Annotated in this window: 15 protein-coding genes; 10 read left to right on the forward strand and 5 right to left on the reverse strand. The window is 64.6% G+C overall.

Annotation, left to right across the window (positions count from 1 at the left end; all coding sequences use genetic code 11):
• Nucleotides 1-109: 109 nt before the first annotated feature.
• The gene (locus ACPEE1_RS11990; RefSeq protein ID WP_182341519.1) at nt 110-1,804 is read right to left on the reverse strand and encodes a SulP family inorganic anion transporter; all 1,695 of its coding nucleotides are present in this window, start codon (nt 1,802-1,804) and stop codon (nt 110-112) included.
• Between the two features lie 257 nt (nt 1,805-2,061).
• Between ACPEE1_RS11990 and ACPEE1_RS11995 the strand changes: the two genes are divergently transcribed.
• From ACPEE1_RS11995 to ACPEE1_RS12005, 3 genes are all read left to right on the forward strand, one after another.
• Nucleotides 2,062-2,499 (forward strand): BON domain-containing protein, encoded by a 438-nt coding sequence (locus tag ACPEE1_RS11995; protein WP_423932825.1) that lies wholly within the window; start codon nt 2,062-2,064, stop codon nt 2,497-2,499.
• Nucleotides 2,500-2,684: 185 nt separating this feature from the next.
• Nucleotides 2,685-3,698, forward strand: coding sequence for an LD-carboxypeptidase (locus tag ACPEE1_RS12000; protein ID WP_423932828.1), 1,014 nt, complete (start codon nt 2,685-2,687; stop codon nt 3,696-3,698).
• Between the two features lie 245 nt (nt 3,699-3,943).
• Nucleotides 3,944-4,849, forward strand: coding sequence for an adenylate/guanylate cyclase domain-containing protein (locus tag ACPEE1_RS12005; RefSeq protein ID WP_021026052.1), 906 nt, complete (start codon nt 3,944-3,946; stop codon nt 4,847-4,849).
• Between the two features lie 44 nt (nt 4,850-4,893).
• Here ACPEE1_RS12005 and ACPEE1_RS12010 read toward each other — a convergent pair whose 3' ends face one another.
• From ACPEE1_RS12010 to moaA, 3 genes are all read right to left on the reverse strand, one after another.
• Nucleotides 4,894-5,223, reverse strand: a complete 330-nt coding sequence (locus ACPEE1_RS12010) for a thioredoxin family protein (RefSeq protein ID WP_116925741.1) — start codon at nt 5,221-5,223, stop codon at nt 4,894-4,896.
• 73 nt (nt 5,224-5,296) lie between these two features.
• Nucleotides 5,297-5,950, reverse strand: a complete 654-nt coding sequence (gene mobA, locus ACPEE1_RS12015) for a molybdenum cofactor guanylyltransferase MobA (protein ID WP_116925740.1) — start codon at nt 5,948-5,950, stop codon at nt 5,297-5,299.
• 66 nt (nt 5,951-6,016) lie between these two features.
• A complete protein-coding gene (moaA, locus tag ACPEE1_RS12020) occupies nt 6,017-7,159 on the reverse strand; it encodes a GTP 3',8-cyclase MoaA (RefSeq protein ID WP_423932832.1) in 1,143 nt (380 codons plus the stop codon).
• A 148-nt stretch (nt 7,160-7,307) separates the two neighbouring features.
• Between moaA and ACPEE1_RS12025 the strand changes: the two genes are divergently transcribed.
• Nucleotides 7,308-8,600, forward strand: a complete 1,293-nt coding sequence (locus tag ACPEE1_RS12025) for a TIGR03862 family flavoprotein (RefSeq protein WP_423932835.1) — start codon at nt 7,308-7,310, stop codon at nt 8,598-8,600.
• 165 nt (nt 8,601-8,765) lie between these two features.
• Here the strand turns inward: ACPEE1_RS12025 and ACPEE1_RS12030 are convergent, their stop codons facing one another.
• Nucleotides 8,766-9,401 (reverse strand): GntR family transcriptional regulator, encoded by a 636-nt coding sequence (locus tag ACPEE1_RS12030; protein ID WP_116925737.1) that lies wholly within the window; start codon nt 9,399-9,401, stop codon nt 8,766-8,768.
• Between the two features lie 131 nt (nt 9,402-9,532).
• On the opposite strand from ACPEE1_RS12030, the gene scpA reads away from it, so the two are divergent.
• The 6 genes from scpA to ACPEE1_RS12060 all read left to right on the forward strand — a co-directional run bounded on the left by scpA (nt 9,533) and on the right by ACPEE1_RS12060 (nt 16,315).
• Nucleotides 9,533-11,707, forward strand: a complete 2,175-nt coding sequence (gene scpA / locus ACPEE1_RS12035; protein WP_182341504.1) for a methylmalonyl-CoA mutase — start codon at nt 9,533-9,535, stop codon at nt 11,705-11,707.
• A 6-nt stretch (nt 11,708-11,713) separates the two neighbouring features.
• Complete coding sequence (locus tag ACPEE1_RS12040; RefSeq protein ID WP_423932839.1) at nt 11,714-11,938, forward strand: hypothetical protein; 225 nt, start codon at nt 11,714-11,716, stop codon at nt 11,936-11,938.
• A complete protein-coding gene (locus ACPEE1_RS12045) occupies nt 11,935-12,387 on the forward strand; it encodes a GNAT family N-acetyltransferase (protein WP_423932842.1) in 453 nt (150 codons plus the stop codon). Before ACPEE1_RS12040 ends, ACPEE1_RS12045 begins: the two co-directional genes overlap by 4 nt.
• Before the next feature lie 91 nt (nt 12,388-12,478).
• Nucleotides 12,479-13,516 (forward strand): methylmalonyl Co-A mutase-associated GTPase MeaB, encoded by a 1,038-nt coding sequence (gene meaB, locus ACPEE1_RS12050; RefSeq protein ID WP_182341495.1) that lies wholly within the window; start codon nt 12,479-12,481, stop codon nt 13,514-13,516.
• Nucleotides 13,517-13,576: 60 nt separating this feature from the next.
• A complete protein-coding gene (locus ACPEE1_RS12055) occupies nt 13,577-15,109 on the forward strand; it encodes an acyl-CoA carboxylase subunit beta (protein ID WP_021026063.1) in 1,533 nt (510 codons plus the stop codon).
• A 15-nt stretch (nt 15,110-15,124) separates the two neighbouring features.
• Nucleotides 15,125-16,315 carry a hypothetical protein gene (locus ACPEE1_RS12060; protein ID WP_423932846.1) on the forward strand — a complete coding sequence of 397 codons (1,191 nt, stop codon included), beginning with the start codon at nt 15,125-15,127 and terminating at the stop codon, nt 16,313-16,315.
• The last annotated feature ends 34 nt before the right edge of the window (nt 16,316-16,349 follow it).

The following is a 16,349-nucleotide window of genomic DNA, read 5'->3' on the forward strand; positions in this document are numbered from 1 at the left end:
GCGTCGGGTGGGAGAGAGCGGCCTGCGGCGCAGCGCAGCGCATCGCGGGCGGCTATTGTAGCCAGGGCCGCGCTGGTCCCCGGACACCCGCAGTGCCGGACCGAGGTCGCTAGATGGAATACTCGATGCCGTCATCGCTGTGCGCGCGGCGCATCGCCTGCAGAAACTCGGCATCGGTGCGGTACATGCGCAGATGCGGGTTGTCCTGCAAGAGGCCGGCGCGTTTGAGGCGGGCTTCCACGGGCAGCTTCATGCCAACGATGTGCAGCATGCCGCCGCGCTTGGCAGCCATGCGCTCGAGCCGCACAAAGGCTTCGACGCCGGTGATGTCGATCTGGTTCATCGGCTGGGCCAACAGGGCGAGCTGCCGGTAGTGCGTGTGCTGGGTCCAGACATTGGCGGCGCGCTCCTCCAGCGCGGCAGCCGATGCAAAGTCCAGCTCCGAATCCATGCGCAGGGCCAGCAGATCCGGGGCCAAGGGGGGCAGTTGCCACAGATGGCGGTCGCGCAGGCTGCCATCGGGGTGCAGGCCTACTTCAACAATGCGCGGGTGCAGGCGGTTGTAGAGAAAGTAGCAGGAGCTGAGCAAGATGCCCGACAGCACGCCCCAGTAGATGCGTGGCGCCGTCAGCAAGGTGACGCCAAAGGTGGCCACTGCAATGCTGCCTTCGATGCGGGAGATCTTGAACAGGTAGACCAGGACGCGGGGCTTGACGAGGTTGGCGACAGCCGTCATCACGATGGCAGCGAGCGCGGCCTGCGGTACATGGTAGAGCGCCGGGATGAACCACAGCACGACGGCCACGACCAGCAAGATGGAAAAGACATTGGCGTAGCCCGTCTTGGCGCCGGCCAGCAGATTGACGGCCGAGCGCGAGAACGAGGCACTGGTGGCAAAGCTGCCAAACAGGCCGGCACTCATCTTGGACAGGCCTTGCGCGACCAGCTCCTGGCTGCTGTCCCAGCGCGTGCCCGCCTGTTGGTGCTCGACCTGGGCGCTGGAGGCGGTCTCCAGCGCACTGACGAGCGAGATCACCAGCACCGGCATGACGAGCAGGCCAAACTGCGACCAGTCCAGCATGCCCGGCCAGACCAGCTGCGGCAGGCCCGTGGGCAAGTGGCCGACCACGGCGCCGCCCTTGTCGGCAAAATCGGTGGCCCAACTGATAAGCCCGGTGCAGCCGATGACAAAAACAGCAGACGGAAAGGCGGGGCGCCACTTTTTGCCCACCACCAGGATGGCGATGCTCGCCAGGCCCAGCAGGATGGAGCGCCAGTCGAAGAGGCCCAGCGAGGGGTTGTCCCAGACCGTGGCCCAGTCGCTGCGCATGCCCAGCAAACTGGGCAACTGCGAGGCCAGAATGAGCAGCGCAGCGGCCTGCGTGAAGCCGGCCAGTACGGGTGAGGTCACCAGGTTCAGCAGCCAGCCGGCGCGCACCAGGCCCAGGCTCAGCTGCACCAGGCCGGCCATGATGGCCATCCACGCTGCCAGAATGACCCACTGGGCCGAGCCGGGCTCGGCCATGCCGGTGAGCGAGGCGCCAATGAGCAAGGCGCTCAGCGCCGTGGGCCCGACGCCCAGCCGAGGCGAGGGGCTAAAGAGGATGGCCACGGCTGCGGGAATGATCGAGGCATAGATGCCGGTGATCAGCGGCATGCCGGCCAGATGCGCATAAGCCACGCCCTGGGGCACCAGCATCAGCCCCACCGTCATCCCCGCCATGAATTCACCGCGCAAGAGTTGTTGGGTGGGCTTGGGCCAGCGCAGGAAGGGGAAAATGCGGTAAATCAGGGAGGGCTGCATGGCAGCATTGTCGCCGCATCGACGCGCACTTGCAGCCAGGCGCTTGCGCAACGGTGACTGCAGCCGCAGCGCCCAGCCCCGCCCGTGAAGAACTGCCAAGGCCGCGTGTCTTTCCGGTATAGCTTGCTGCCGCTTGTCGCAAAGCCTTGGCAGGCGGCCTGGCTGCCGTCACAATGGATGGCACGGCCAGTGCCATGCTGGCCGGGTCTTGCCCTTTCCTGTGCCTGCCTTTGTGTCTGCTTTTGCGCCCGCTTCCCATGCACTTGATCCGTCGCTCCTCCACTGCCAAATCGATTGCTGTCTGGGCCTTGGTGCTCGCGGCCCTGGGCGCCGGCTCTGTCTTCCTCTGGCAAGGCGGGGCCTTGCAGCAGGCCTGGCGCTGGAGCCAGGGGCTGGGGCAGACACTCGATGCCTCGGGCCAGCGGGCCAGCGAGGCGGTGGAGCGCGCAGCGCAGGCCAACCGCCGGCGCGCCGACGATGATGCGATCACCTCGCAGGTGAGCGATGCGCTGGCCGCCTCGCAAAGCGATGAGCTCGCTGCGCTGCAGGTGGAGACCTCGCACGCGATGGTCACCTTGCGCGGCACGGTGTCATCCAGGCCCTTGTTGGACCGGGCGGTGGCGCTGGCCAACGGTGCCATTGGCGTACAGGGCGTGTTCAGCCTGATCCAGGTGCGCCCGCAGGCGCTGGGTTGAGTGGCACGCTGGGTCCGCAGCCCCTCTCTGGCCCATGGCCTTAGTCCCCGTGTGGCCCGCCGCCAACGCGCTTGGCCGCATAATGCCGCCCAACACCGAAGGTGCCGGTTTTGCGCGCAGAACCGGGCACCGCTCCTCTTATTGGGCGGCCCCGTGCCTGCCTTTCTCTACCTTTGTTTGCCGCCATGCACCAGCACGACCACTCCCATGACCACGACCAGGGTCACTGCGACCACGCGCATTGCCAGCACCACCATGCCCACGGCCCCAAGCATATTTATGTGTATTCACCCTCGGGCGCTGTGCGCGATAAAAAGGCATTCCAACGTGCAGTGAAGCGCCTGGAGGCCATGGGCCACCAGGTCGAGGTGGACCAGGATGCGCTCGCATCCAGCACCCGCTTTGCCGGTGACGACGACACGCGCCTGGCGGCCATCGCCCGGGCCTGCGAGAGCGGCGCCGATGTGGCGATGATCAGCCGGGGCGGCTATGGGCTCTCGCGCCTGTTGCACCGCCTGGACTATGAACAGATCGCCAAGGCCGTGGCTTCGGGTACGCGCTTTGTCGGCCTGAGCGATTTCACGGCGTTCCAGCTGGCGCTGTATGCCAAGACCCGTGCCATGACCTGGGCCGGCCCGGCGCTGGTGGGAGATTTTGGCGCAAAAGATGGTATCGACGACATCATGCAGGACTGCTTTGAAGACCTGCTGAGCGGCGCGGGCGAGGGCGCCGGCTGGCGGCTGACGGCTGAAAAAACCGGCACGGTGACCGGCGCCTCGGCCTCGGCCGATGTCTACATCCCCAAGGCCACGCTGTGGGGTGGCAACCTGGCGATGATCGCGTCGCTGGTAGGCACGCCTTACCTGCCCAAGGTCAAAGGCGGCGTGCTGTTCATCGAGGATGTGGGCGAGACGCCCTACAAGATCGAGCGCCTGCTGACGACCCTGCTGCACGCCGGCGTGCTGGCCCAGCAAAAGGCCGTGGTGTTTGGCCAGTTCAGCGACTACCAGCTGAACGCGCATGACAAGGGATTCAAGCTGGCCAGCGTCGTGCAGTGGCTGCGCACGCAGATCGAGGCCCCTGTCTTTACCAACCTGCCTTTTGGCCATGTGCCCACCAAGGTGCTGCTACCGGTGGGCGCCCAGGTATCGCTGAGCGTTGAAGGCCGTGACGCACTGATTTATTGGGGCCACCAATAACGCAAAGCGTGGGCTGGGCCTGGGTTCACAGCCTGCCCAGCCATCTACCATGCGCGTTGGACTGGGGCTTGTGACAAGCCAGGGTAGACCCCTGGCTGTTGGAATCTAAACAATTCGTAAGTTCGACGACGGGGCCAGACTGGCCGCGGGCGCCGGTTTGCAGTGTAATATGCATGGTCGCTATTGATACATAGGCTGGCGTTGCTCCTGGGGAGGAGGCAGCCCCTGCCGTAACAAGAAAATCCATGACAACTGTCGCCACCGTGGTATTCATCGATATCTCGGGCAGTACCGCATTGTTCGAAACCTTGGGCAATGAGCGTGCTGCGCGAGCAGTCGCGGGCATGACGGACGCTTTCAAGCAAGTCGTCGTGCAAGCGGGGGGGCGGGTGATCAAGACCCTGGGTGATGGTGTGCTGGCCATCTTCAACAGCAGTGCCTTGGCCGTGAGCGCCATGACCATGCTGATGCGCCGCCACTACGGGCAGTGGGACTCCCTGCCTGCATCGCAAAAATTCCATGTACGTGTGGGCATGAGCACCGGTGAAGTGGTGCTGATGGAGGGCGACTGCTATGGCGACTCGGTCAACATGGCCGCGCGCCTGTGTGAAAAGGCCGGTCACCGCGAGGTCTGGGCCGCCGCCTCGACGATGGAGTCCGGCGCCCGCGCCGATACTGTGTTTGTGCCGATGGGCTGGATGGATGTGCGCGGCAAGGCCGAGCAGCAAATGCTCTACCAGGTGCAGTGGATCGAGCCCGAAGCCCAGGAGGTCGTGACCGCGTACGACTCTGTCCTGCCGATGAAGCCCGAGGCCGTGGTGCAGATGCGGCTGCGGCTGGCATCGGGTGGGGTGGAGCGTTTTTTCAGCACCCAGGAGATGCCGATTTTTGTCGGCCGCTCATCGGATTCGGAATGGGTGGTGCTGGACCGGCGCGTCTCCCGCCAGCATGGCCGCATCGACTGGCGCAGCGGCAATGTGATCTACACCGATCTGAGCCGCTATGGCACCTGGGTGAGCTTTGGTGCCAACCCCGCCACTGCCGTGCGCCGCGAATCGGTGCAATTGCATGGCGTGGGTGTGATGTACTTTGGCGTGTCGCCCGAAGACCCCACGGCGCCCAGCACGGCGTTTTCGGTCACACCGGTCTAGGCACGCATGGCAGGCTCGGCATGTATGCGCCGAGCCCCTTCAATTTATGGCGTTTGCAGCGCTGCCAGTGCCGTGTTGATGCTGGCCGCATCGGTCGGGCGCACCACGCGGGCCACTTCCTGGCCATCGCGCAGCACCACCAAGGTGGGCCAGAGCTTGATGCGGTAGCTGCGGCCCAAGGGGCGGCCGGGGCCATCTTCCACTTTCAGATGCTTAATATCGGCGCGCGGGCCCAGCACCTGCTCGATCAGGCCTTGCGCGCCCAGGCAATGCGGGCACCAGGGCGTGCCAAATTCCAGGACGGTCAAGCCGGGCTGGGTGTCGATGTCGGAGCGCTGGGGCTCCTGGCTGAGGTGCTGTGCCGAGTAGGTCAAAAGGCGGCTCCAAATGTGCGGTGGTCGTGTGGACCGTTATAGCACCGGCCCGGCGTTGATTCGTCAGCACCAGTCACTTGTGCGGCGCTGGCATGTCCTGCAGCCGGGCCAATTCTTCAGGCGTATTGGCGTTGTAGAACGCCTGGGCATCGCCAAAAAGCACCAGGCAGTTTCCGTGTTGCGCCGCCCACTGCCGCAGCTTGCGCCCGCCGCCGGCGACAAATTGCCGAACACTGGCTGCCAGGCTGGCATGGATCAGGCAAAACGTGGGTTGCAGTACCGGGCGGTCGCTGCCAGTCTCTTCAGATGGTGTACAGGCCATCGCGATGGGGCAGCCCTGGGCGGCCGCAGCTTGCGCCAGTCGCTGCGCCAGGTCCAGCGGAAAATGCGGCGTGTCGCAGGCCACCGTCACCAGCCACGGCGTCTGGCAAGCTGCCAGGCCGGCGGCGAAGCCTGCCAATGGGCCCGGGAAAGCTTCGGTGTCTGGCAGGCTGAGGTCTGGCACCACTGGGTAGCCCAGCGCGCGGTAGGCCTCCAAGTGCCTGTTGGCATTGATCAGCAGTGGCCCCACCTGGGGCTGCAGCCGCTGGGCGCAGTGCCTGGCCAGCGCCTGGCCACCGAGCAGCTGCAGGCCTTTGTCAGCACCCCCCATGCGCGTGCCCTGGCCGCCTGCCAACACCAGGCCGGTGATGTGTTCGGGCGGGATGGTTGGTGCGCAAGAGGACATGGTGCAACGGAGCAGGGGGTTGAGGCCATCGGGCAGATGCGCCCATCACAGGAGGGCCGGGCCGAATCAGCCGCCGATATAACTCATCTCCACCCGCTGGCGTTGCAGGGCGATCTCGGGATGCAGGCTGCGCTGCTCGCTGTAGTTGTCGCTGCGCTGGCCCCAGACCTGGGCAAGGGCCTGGCGAATATCGCTATCGCTGGCGCCGTTGCGCAGCATGGCACGCAAGTCCCAGCCCTCGCTGGCAAACAGGCACAAGAACAGCTTGCCCTCGGTCGAGAGGCGCGCGCGGTTGCAGTCCTGGCAAAAGGCGTGGGTGACACTGCTGATCAGGCCAATTTCGCCGAGGCTGGGGTCATGCTGGCCGTTGGCGCCGACATAGCCCCAGCGCACGGCAGTCTCGCCAGGCGCAGTCGCTGACAGCGGGGTGAGTGCAAAGGCGGACTGCAGGCGCTCCAGCACGGCGTCCGAGGGCAGTACCTCTTCGAGCCGCCAGCCGTTGGTGGCGCCCACATCCATGAATTCGATAAAGCGCAGGGTCACGCCGCTGCCGCGAAAGTGGCGCGCCATCGCGACGACCTCGTGGTCATTGACGCCGCGCTTGACGACCATGTTGACCTTGATGTTGCCAAAGCCCACCGCCTGCGCGGTCTCAATGCCTTGCAGCACCGTGGCGACCGGGAAGTCCATGTCGTTCATCTGGCGGAACAGCGGGTCGCTCAGGCTGTCGAGGCTGACAGTCAAGCGCTTGAGCCCGGCGTCTTTGAGGGCGCGCGCCTTGCGTGCCAGAAGGGAGCCATTGGTCGTCAAGGTCAGGTCCATTGGCGTGCCGTTGAGCGTCTCGAGCTGGGCCAGTTGGGCGATCAGGGTTTCCAGGTTCTTGCGCAGCAGCGGCTCGCCACCGGTGATGCGCAGCTTGCCGACGCCCAGCTGCGCAAACAGGCGCGCTGTGCGGGTGATTTCCTCAAAGCTGAGCAAATCGCGGTGCGGCAGGTACTGGTGGTCCTTGTCGAACACGTCCTTGGGCATGCAGTAGCTGCAGCGGAAGTTGCAGCGGTCCGTCACGCTGATGCGCAGATCCCGCAGTGGCCGATGGCGCCGGTCATGTACAGCGCCGATGTGGGGCTGCGCAGTGCCGGCCGGTGCGGGCATGGCCAGGCCTGCATCGTGCAGACGCAGGTCCACCAGGGAAATGACAGGACGATCCATTACTCCATAGTACTAGAGAGCGCCCGACGATGCGGCCTTGCGGGTATGCGCTGCATCAGCCCTTCGTGAAAAGTACCAATCCTTGTCCACCAGGGGCTGGACTTGGTGTATGGTTCGCCCCCTTGTTCTCTTTTGCGTTGCTTTTGCCATGACCTTGCCCAGCCACTCCTCTTCTTCGCCCGCCCCTATAGATGTGGCGGTCATTGGCGGCGGCCCGGCGGGCCTGATGGCGGCGCACCGCCTGGCGCAGGCCGGTTTGCAGGTGACGGTCTATGACGCGATGCCTTCGGTAGGGCGCAAGTTTTTGCTCGCCGGGCGCGGCGGCCTCAACCTGACCCACTCCGAGCCCATGGCGCCGTTCGTCGGGCGTTACGGACGTCAGCAGGCTGTCGTCGCCTCCTGGCTGCAGTATTTTGGTGCGGCGGAAGTGCAGGCCTGGGCCCAGGATCTGGGCATCGAGACCTTTGTTGGCACCTCGGGCCGGGTGTTTCCCAAGGACATGAAGGCCGCGCCCTTGCTGCGCGCCTGGCTGGTGGCCATGCGGGCCGCTGGCGTGCGTTTTGCTATGCGCCACCGCTGGCTGGGCTGGGACGCGGCAGGCGCATTGCGCTTTGCTGCCCCCGATGGCGAGACTGCCGTGCAAGCGCGCGCCACGGTGTTGGCGCTGGGCGGCGGCAGCTGGGCGCGGCTTGGCTCGGACGGCGCCTGGGTGCCGCTGCTTGAGCAGGCAGGGGTGCAAACTGCCCCGCTTGCACCGGCCAACTGCGGCTTTGATGTGCGCATGCTGCCGGCCGCCAATGGCGAGAAGGCACCCGGCTGGTCGCCGTTTTTTGCCAGCAAGTTTGCCGGCCAGCCTTTCAAATCGGTGGCCATTCGCTTTGAGGACGGCAGCGAGGCGGGTCTTGCACGCCGTGGCGAGTTTGTCGCCACCGACGCTGGCGTTGAAGGCAGCCTGGTCTATGCCGTGTCTGCGCTGCTGCGCGACGCGATCCAGGCCCAGGGCAGCGCCACCTTCTTGGTTGATCTGCTGCCTGACCACAGCGCCGAGCGCGTGCTGGCCGAAGTGCGCCACCCGCGCGGCTCGCGCAGCCTGGCCAGCCACCTCAAGAGCCGGCTGGGCTTGGAGGGCATCAAGGCTGCCTTGCTGTTTGAAGTGCTGGGCAAGGCGGGGATGCAGGATGCCGAGCTGCTGGCCCGCACCATCAAGGCAGCGCCGATCACCGTGGCCGCTACGCGCCCCATCGATGAGGCGATCAGCACTGCCGGTGGCGTGGCCTTTACCGCGCTGTCGCATGACCTGATGTGTCATGCCCGGCCGGGGCTGTTTTGCGCGGGGGAAATGCTGGACTGGGAAGCGCCGACGGGCGGCTATTTGCTGACGGCGGCCTTGTCGAGCGGCGTGCGGGCAGCGCAGGGCGCTGCGCATTTTCTCAAGGGCTGAGGCAGCCAGAGCAGCGCTGCGTCAAGGCTAGGAGTCGCTAGGACGACCCCGCAAACCGAAGGTTTGCGGTTGAGACGAGGCATCAAGCCGCAGACAGTACAGACGTACGACAAGGCTTGAGGCGGCCAGCTAGGCAACGACGTATCAAGGGTTGTGTTAACGGCGCTAAGACGCCGCTGCCAGGCCGTTCTTGAAGTGCAGCATGACGCAGGCGCGTGCAGCGCTGCTGTCGTGTGCGGCCAGCGCCCGCATCAGCGCGCGGTGCTCCTGCAGCGATTCCTCGATGCGGCCGGATTTGAACAGGGAGTTGTGGCGGTTGAGCTTCATCACCTTGCGCAGGTCGGCCACCATCTGGCTGAGCCATTTGTTGTCCAGCATCTCCAGCACGCGCATGTGAAAGCGCTCATTGGCAATAAAAAAGGCATCGCGCTCATCGACAGCGGCTTCCAGCGCCTCATGCAGGCCTTGTAGCTCGGCAATCTGTTCGGCGCTGGCGCAGCGGGCCAGCTCGGCGGAGGCATCGCTCTCGAGCAAGGCCAGCAGGTGGTAGACCTGGAGCAGGTCTTTTTGCGACACCTCAGTCACATAGGCGCCACGGCGCAGCTTCATCGTGACCAGGCCCTCGGTGGCCAGCACCTTCAAGGCCTCGCGCAAAGGCGTGCGGCTGATGCCTATTTCTTCGGCAATCTTCAACTCATCGATCCAGCTGCCAGGCGGGAGTTGGTGCGCAAAAATGCGTTGCCGCAGTAGCTCGGCAACGTCCTGGTACAGCGCGCGCGGCGCAAATGTGGGAAGGCTCATCGGTGGCGCCATTGTACAGAAGGCGACTGAAATTCAAAATTCTGCATTCATAATTATGAATAATGTACACTTGCCTGGCGGCCGTGGGTAGGCCAATATGCACTGTCTATAACGTATCCCGAGCTTGAGACATGACTGATTCCGCGAAGCACAACACTGCATCCGAGTTTCCCAAGGCCGACCGCGCCGCCTGGGACAAGGCCGCCAGCAAATCCGCCCCTGGTGGCGATGTCGGCAGCCTCGATTGGCTGACGCCCGATGGAATCACGGTCAAGCCGCTCTACACTGCTGCCGATACCGCCGACCTGCCTTTTGCTGATACCTTGCCGGGTTTTGCGCCGTACCTGCGCGGCCCGCAGGCCACGATGTACGCAGTGCGGCCCTGGACCATTCGCCAGTACGCCGGCTTTTCGACCGCCGAAGAATCCAATGCCTTCTACCGCAAGGCGCTGGCCGCGGGCGGCCAAGGTGTGTCGGTCGCATTTGACCTGGCCACGCACCGGGGCTATGACAGTGACCACCCGCGCGTGACCGGCGACGTCGGCAAGGCCGGGGTGGCGATCGACTCGGTCGAAGACATGAAGATCCTCTTCAACAGCATTCCGTTGGACAAGGTCTCGGTCTCGATGACGATGAATGGCGCGGTGCTGCCGGTGCTGGCCGGCTATGTGGTAGCTGCCGAAGAGCAGGGCGTGGCGCAGGACCAGCTCTCGGGCACGATCCAGAACGACATTCTCAAAGAGTTCATGGTGCGCAACACCTACATCTACCCGCCCAAGCCGAGCATGCGCATCATCGGCGACATCATCGAGTACACGAGCCAGAACATGCCCAAGTTCAACTCGATCTCGATCAGCGGCTACCACATGCAGGAAGCCGGCGCCAACCAGGCGCTGGAGCTGGCCTTCACCCTGGCCGACGGCAAGGAATATGTGAAAACCGCCATCGCCAAGGGCATGGATGTGGATGCGTTTGCCGGGCGCCTGTCCTTTTTCTGGGCGGTAGGTATGAACTTCTACCTGGAAATCGCCAAGATGCGCGCCGCCCGCCTGCTGTGGTGCCGCATCATGACCGGCTTTGAAGCCAAGAACCCCAAGAGCCTGATGCTGCGCACCCACAGCCAGACCAGCGGCTGGAGCCTGACCGAGCAGGACCCCTACAACAATGTGGTGCGCACCACCATCGAGGCGATGGCCGCCGTGTTTGGTGGCACGCAATCGCTGCACACCAATGCGCTTGACGAAGCGATCGCACTGCCCACCGAGTTCAGTGCCCGCATTGCGCGCAACACCCAGCTCATCATCCAGGAAGAGACCCACATCACCCATGTGATCGACCCCTGGGCCGGCAGCTACATGATGGAAAAGCTGACCCAGGACATGGCGGACGCGGCCTGGAAGATCATCGAAGAGGTCGACGCGATGGGCGGCATGACCCAGGCGGTGGACAGCGGCTGGGCCAAGCTCAAGATCGAGGCGGCGGCTGCCGAGAAGCAGGCCCGCATCGACTCGGGCAAGGAAGTGATTGTCGGGGTCAACAAGTACAAGCTGGCCAAGGAAGAACCGGTTGACATCCTTGAGGTGGACAACGTCAAGGTGCGCGACAGCCAGATTGCGCGCCTGAACCAGATCAAGGCTACGCGCGATGCCGCTGCCGTGGGCAAGGCCCTGCAGGCGCTCAGCGCCGCTGCCGAGTCGGGCGAGGGCAACCTGCTGGACCTGGCCATCCAGGCGGTGCGGCTGCGTGCCACCGTCGGTGAAGTCTCTGACGCGCTGGAGAAGTCCTTTGGCCGCCACCGCGCCGATACGCAAAAGGTGACCGGTGTCTACGCCGCCGCCTATGACTCGGCCGAAGGTTGGGACAAGCTCAAGGACGAGATCGCAGCCTTTGCCGAAGCCCAGGGCCGCCGCCCGCGCGTGATGATTGCCAAGCTCGGCCAGGACGGGCATGACCGGGGCGCCAAGGTGGTGGCGACCGCCTTTGCCGACCTGGGCTATGACGTGGACATGGGCCCACTCTTTCAGACGCCCGAGGAATGCGCCCGTCAGGCGATTGAGAACGATGTGCATGCCGTCGGTGTCTCGACTCTGGCCGCCGGCCACAAGACCCTCGTGCCCGCGATCATCGAAGAGCTCAAGAAGCAGGGCGCGGACGACATCATTGTGTTTGTGGGCGGCGTGATCCCGGCGCAGGATTACGACTACCTCTACAACGCAGGCGTCAAAGGCGTGTACGGCCCGGGCACCCCGATCCCGGCCAGCGCCAAGGATGTGCTCGAGCAGATCAAGAAAGCGGTTGCTGTCTAAATCGGTATGGGCAAGGGCAACCAAGGGCCTTTCTGGCAAGACTATGTGAAGGCTCTTGTCATGATGTTCATCGAGCCTGCCCTTGGCATTCTGTATCTATACATGTTGTACCGGGTGCTCACTTTGCCTGCTTGGGGCCAGGTTGTCGTCGGGCTGGGCGTGTGGGTTGCACTGGGTTATGGTGCCTACTGGCTACACCAAAAGACGAAGAAAGGCTTGGAGAAAGCATGAATCTCTCCTTCGCCCCGGTTGCCGAAAGTGATTTTGAAGCGCTGTTTGCGCTGCGCGTGGTCGCGATGCGCCCGAGCCTGGAGCGGCTGGGCATCTTTAACCTGGACCATGCGCGCAAGCGGTTTCAAGGCCAGTTTGCGCCGCAGTACATGCGGCATATCTGTGTGGACGAGGGCGCAGGCCCGCAGCACGCCGGGCTGCTGACGGTAGTGCCCCATGAAGATGGCCGGCTGAAATTGCAGCACCTCTATCTGCTGCCGGCCTGGCATAACCGCCGCATTGGCGACTGGGCCATGCAGCAGGTGCAAGCCCAAGCGCGGCAGGAGGGCCGGGCGGTGTGGCTGGAGGTGTTGAACCACAGCGACGCGATCCGGTTTTACGAGCGCCATGGCTTTGTGCACACGGGCGGCGATCCGATTGACCTGTTGTACCAGTGGACCCCGGCATAGAGGTAGTGGATATGGTGTTGGCGATACAAATGATGGCGGCAGGCGCCCCTGTGGCAGGGGCGCTGCGGCAGTGTTTTGACAGGGCGGCGGCATGAATACCGATGTTGCCGAGCGCGTTGCCGCCATTACGCAACGGAGCAACCCGGCGCTGCAGCGGCGCGCGATGGCCAAGGCCATCACCTTGCTGGAGTCGACCCGCGCCGACCACCGCGCGCTGGGCGATGCACTGCTGACGGCGCTGTTGCCGCATACTGGCAAGTCTTTTCGCCTGGGCATCAGCGGTGTGCCCGGCGTGGGCAAATCGACCTTTATTGAAACCCTGGGGCTGTATTTGATCGGCAAGGGCTTGCGCGTGGCCGTGCTGGCGATTGACCCGTCGTCGACGGTGTCAGGCGGCTCCATCCTGGGCGACAAGACGCGCATGGAGCAGCTGTCGATGCGTAGCGAAGCTTATATCCGGCCCAGCCCGTCGAGCGGCACGCTGGGCGGCGTGGCCGAGAAGACGCGCGAGGCGGTGCTGGTCTGCGAGGCAGCGGGCTACGACGTGGTGATGGTCGAGACCGTCGGTGTCGGCCAAAGCGAGATAGCGGTGCATGGCATGACCGACATGTTCTGCGTGCTGCAGCTGCCCAATGCCGGCGATGACCTGCAGGCCATCAAAAAAGGCGTGATGGAGCTCGCCGACCTGGTGGTCATCAACAAGGCCGACATCGACCCGAATGCCGCCACCCGTGCGCAGGCACAGATCACCTCCAGCCTGCGCCTGCTGGGCATGCATGGCAGCCATGACCATGCGGCGCGCGGCGCGCTCTGGCAGCCCCGGGTGATACAGATCAGCGCGCTGCTGGGCGATGGCGTTGAGGCGTTCTGGGACGCGGTCAGCAGCTACCGCCAGATGCAGACCCGCAATGGCTGCCTGGCACAGCGGCGCGAGAAGCAGTCGCTCGCCTGGATGTGGGAGCGTATTGACCATGGGCTCAAGCTGGCGTTTCGCAGCCACCCTGCCGTGCGCGATATGCTGCCTGCTGTGCAGCAGCAAGTGGCGTCAGGCCAGTTGGCGGCGTCGACAGCGGCCAGAAACCTGCTGCAGGCGCAAAGCAGTGCGGCGATGATTCACAAAGCGGATTGAGCCGGGCAGCAAGCCCCGATCAAGACAGAGAGACAACCTAGCAAGCTTCAAGGATGGAACATGCAAGATATCTTGGAACAACTGGAGAAAAAGCGTGAACTCGCCCGCCTGGGCGGCGGGCAAAAGCGCATCGATGCGCAGCACAAAAAGGGCAAGCTCACGGCGCGCGAGCGCATCGAGCTGCTGCTTGACGACGGCACCTTCGAAGAGTGGGACATGTTTGTCGAGCACCGCTGCACCGACTTTGGCATGGAAGAGACCAAGATCCCGGGCGACGGCGTGGTCACTGGCTACGGCATGATCAATGGCCGCCTGGTCTTTGTCTTCAGCCAGGATTTCACCGTGTTCGGTGGCGCGCTGTCCGAGACCCATGCCGAGAAGATCTGCAAGGTGATGGACCAGGCGATGAAGGTGGGCGCGCCGGTCATCGGCCTCAACGATTCGGGCGGCGCCCGGATCCAGGAAGGCGTGGCGTCGCTGGGCGGCTACGCCGATGTGTTCCAGAAGAATGTGCTGGCCTCGGGCGTGGTGCCGCAGATCTCGATGATCATGGGCCCTTGCGCCGGTGGCGCGGTCTACTCGCCGGCGATGACCGACTTCATCTTCATGGTCAAGGATTCGAGCTACATGTTCGTCACCGGCCCCGAAGTGGTCAAAACGGTGACCCATGAGCAGGTCACCGCAGAAGAGCTGGGCGGCGCCGTCACCCACACCAGCAAGAGCGGTGTGGCCGACATGGCCTTTGACAACGATGTCGAGGCGCTGATGATGCTGCGCCGCCTCTACAACTACCTGCCGCTCAACAACCGCGAAAAGGCGCCGGTGCGTGCCACTACCGACCCGGTCAGCCGCGCCGATATGTCGCTCGACACCCTGGTGCCCGAGAACCCGAACAAGCCCTATGACATGAAGGAGCTGATCATCAAGACCGTGGATGACGGCGATTTCTTTGAGCTGCAGCCCGAGTACGCGAAGAACATCCTGATCGGCTTTGCCCGCATGGCGGGCCAAACGGTGGGCATTGTGGCCAACCAGCCACTGGTGCTGGCCGGTTGCCTGGATATCAAGAGCTCCATCAAGGCCGCGCGCTTTGTGCGCTTTTGCGATGCTTTCAACATCCCCGTGGTCACCTTTGTCGATGTGCCCGGCTTTATGCCCGGCACCAGCCAGGAGTACGGCGGCATCATCAAGCACGGCGCCAAGCTGCTGTACGCGTACGCGGAGTGCACGGTGCCCAAAATCACCGTCATCACGCGCAAGGCCTATGGCGGTGCCTATGACGTGATGGCTTCCAAGCACCTGCGCGGCGATGTGAACCTGGCCTGGCCGCAGGCGGAAATCGCGGTGATGGGCGCCAAGGGCGCCGTCGAGATCATCTTCCGCGAAGACAAGAACGACCCGGATAAGCTCTCCAAGCGCGAGGCCGAATACAAGACCCGTTTTGCCAACCCCTTTGTCGCAGGCGCCCGGGGCTTTATCGACGATGTGATCCTGCCGCACGAGACGCGCAAGCGCATCTGCCGCAGCCTGGAGATGCTCAAGAACAAGCAGCTTGAGAACCCCTGGCGCAAGCACGGCAATATTCCGCTCTAAGCACTGCAGGCCCGGATGCGTTCCACCCCCGCCAACTCCCGGATGGCCGCAACGCGGCTGGCGCAGCGCTTGCTGGCGCAGCGCCTGCTGTGCGCAGCCATGGTCGGCATGGGTGTGGCTGCGGGCGCGCAAACCCAGCCGGGCATGCCGGCAGCGCCGGGCAGCAGCTGCGTCGCCCGCAGCGGCGCGCCACTGGCCCAGTCCTGGCAATACGTGTTCTCGTACCAGGGTGGCTGTGAAAACGGCCTGGCCCAAGGCGAGGGCCGGGCGCAGTGGCTGCCGCGCAGCGATACGGGCGCGTCGCCGATTGTCTGGCAGGGCCGCTTTGACCGGGGCATTTTCCTCAGCCGACCGGCCGTGCGCGCTGCCAGGCCCTTGGCCGACAGCCAGGTGCTGCTCGATCTGGGCCCTTTGGCCGACAGCGAAGGCAAGGGCGGGCGCCTGTGGGTGCAGGCGGCATTGGACGGCAACACGCCAGCCGATGCCTGCGCGCTGATGGCGCTGCATGTGCTGGTCGATATCCATTCACCGCTGGGCTCCGAGCAGGTGGCGCGGCAATGGCTGCAGGCCGCCTTGCAGCATTGGCAGCGTGCCTGCCCTGCTGCGGCGCAGAGCCTGGTGCGGCTGATGCTCTACCAGGGCTTTGAGCTGGCGGCAGACGCCGATGGCCATTTGCCCGCGCCGGTGGTGCGGGCCACGGCCTCGCTGCAGGGGAGCGAGCTGCTGTTTCAGCAGTACAGCAACAATGCAGCGGCCCAGCAGCAGCACAATGCCGGCCAGCCCGAGCAGCGCCGCGAGTACAGCGCCAATGCCCAGCGTCTGCAGGCGATGGTCCGCCAGTACCAGGCCCGGCGTGTGGTGGACCTGCCGACCTTGGACAAAAACCTGGCGGGCTTGCGCGGACAGGTGGTGCTGGTGGGCGTGCGGCCCGAGCGCATCCTCTCGCGCCGGCTGGCAACGGTGCGCACCGCGCACCGCGAAGGCTGGGACAGCACGGCAGCCGTGGTCGAAGGCCATGAGATCGCCCGCTGGGGCAAGGACAGCCGTCTGCTGGCGGTGAAAGTGCAGGGGCGCTCGACCGATGTGCGCACCCAGGACCAGGTGATGCTGCAATTGCTCGGTAGTGTGCGCTGCAGCGAGATCGATTGCGAAGACTATTTGCTCATGCCCGGCGGGCAATGGGCGCATGACAAGGCGCTGCCGTAAACACGGCAGCATGGTGGACAACCGAGAGATTCAA

It is taken from the genome of Comamonas sp. 23 (assembly GCF_049601575.1).
Lineage (GTDB): Bacteria > Pseudomonadota > Gammaproteobacteria > Burkholderiales > Burkholderiaceae_C > Comamonas > Comamonas squillarum.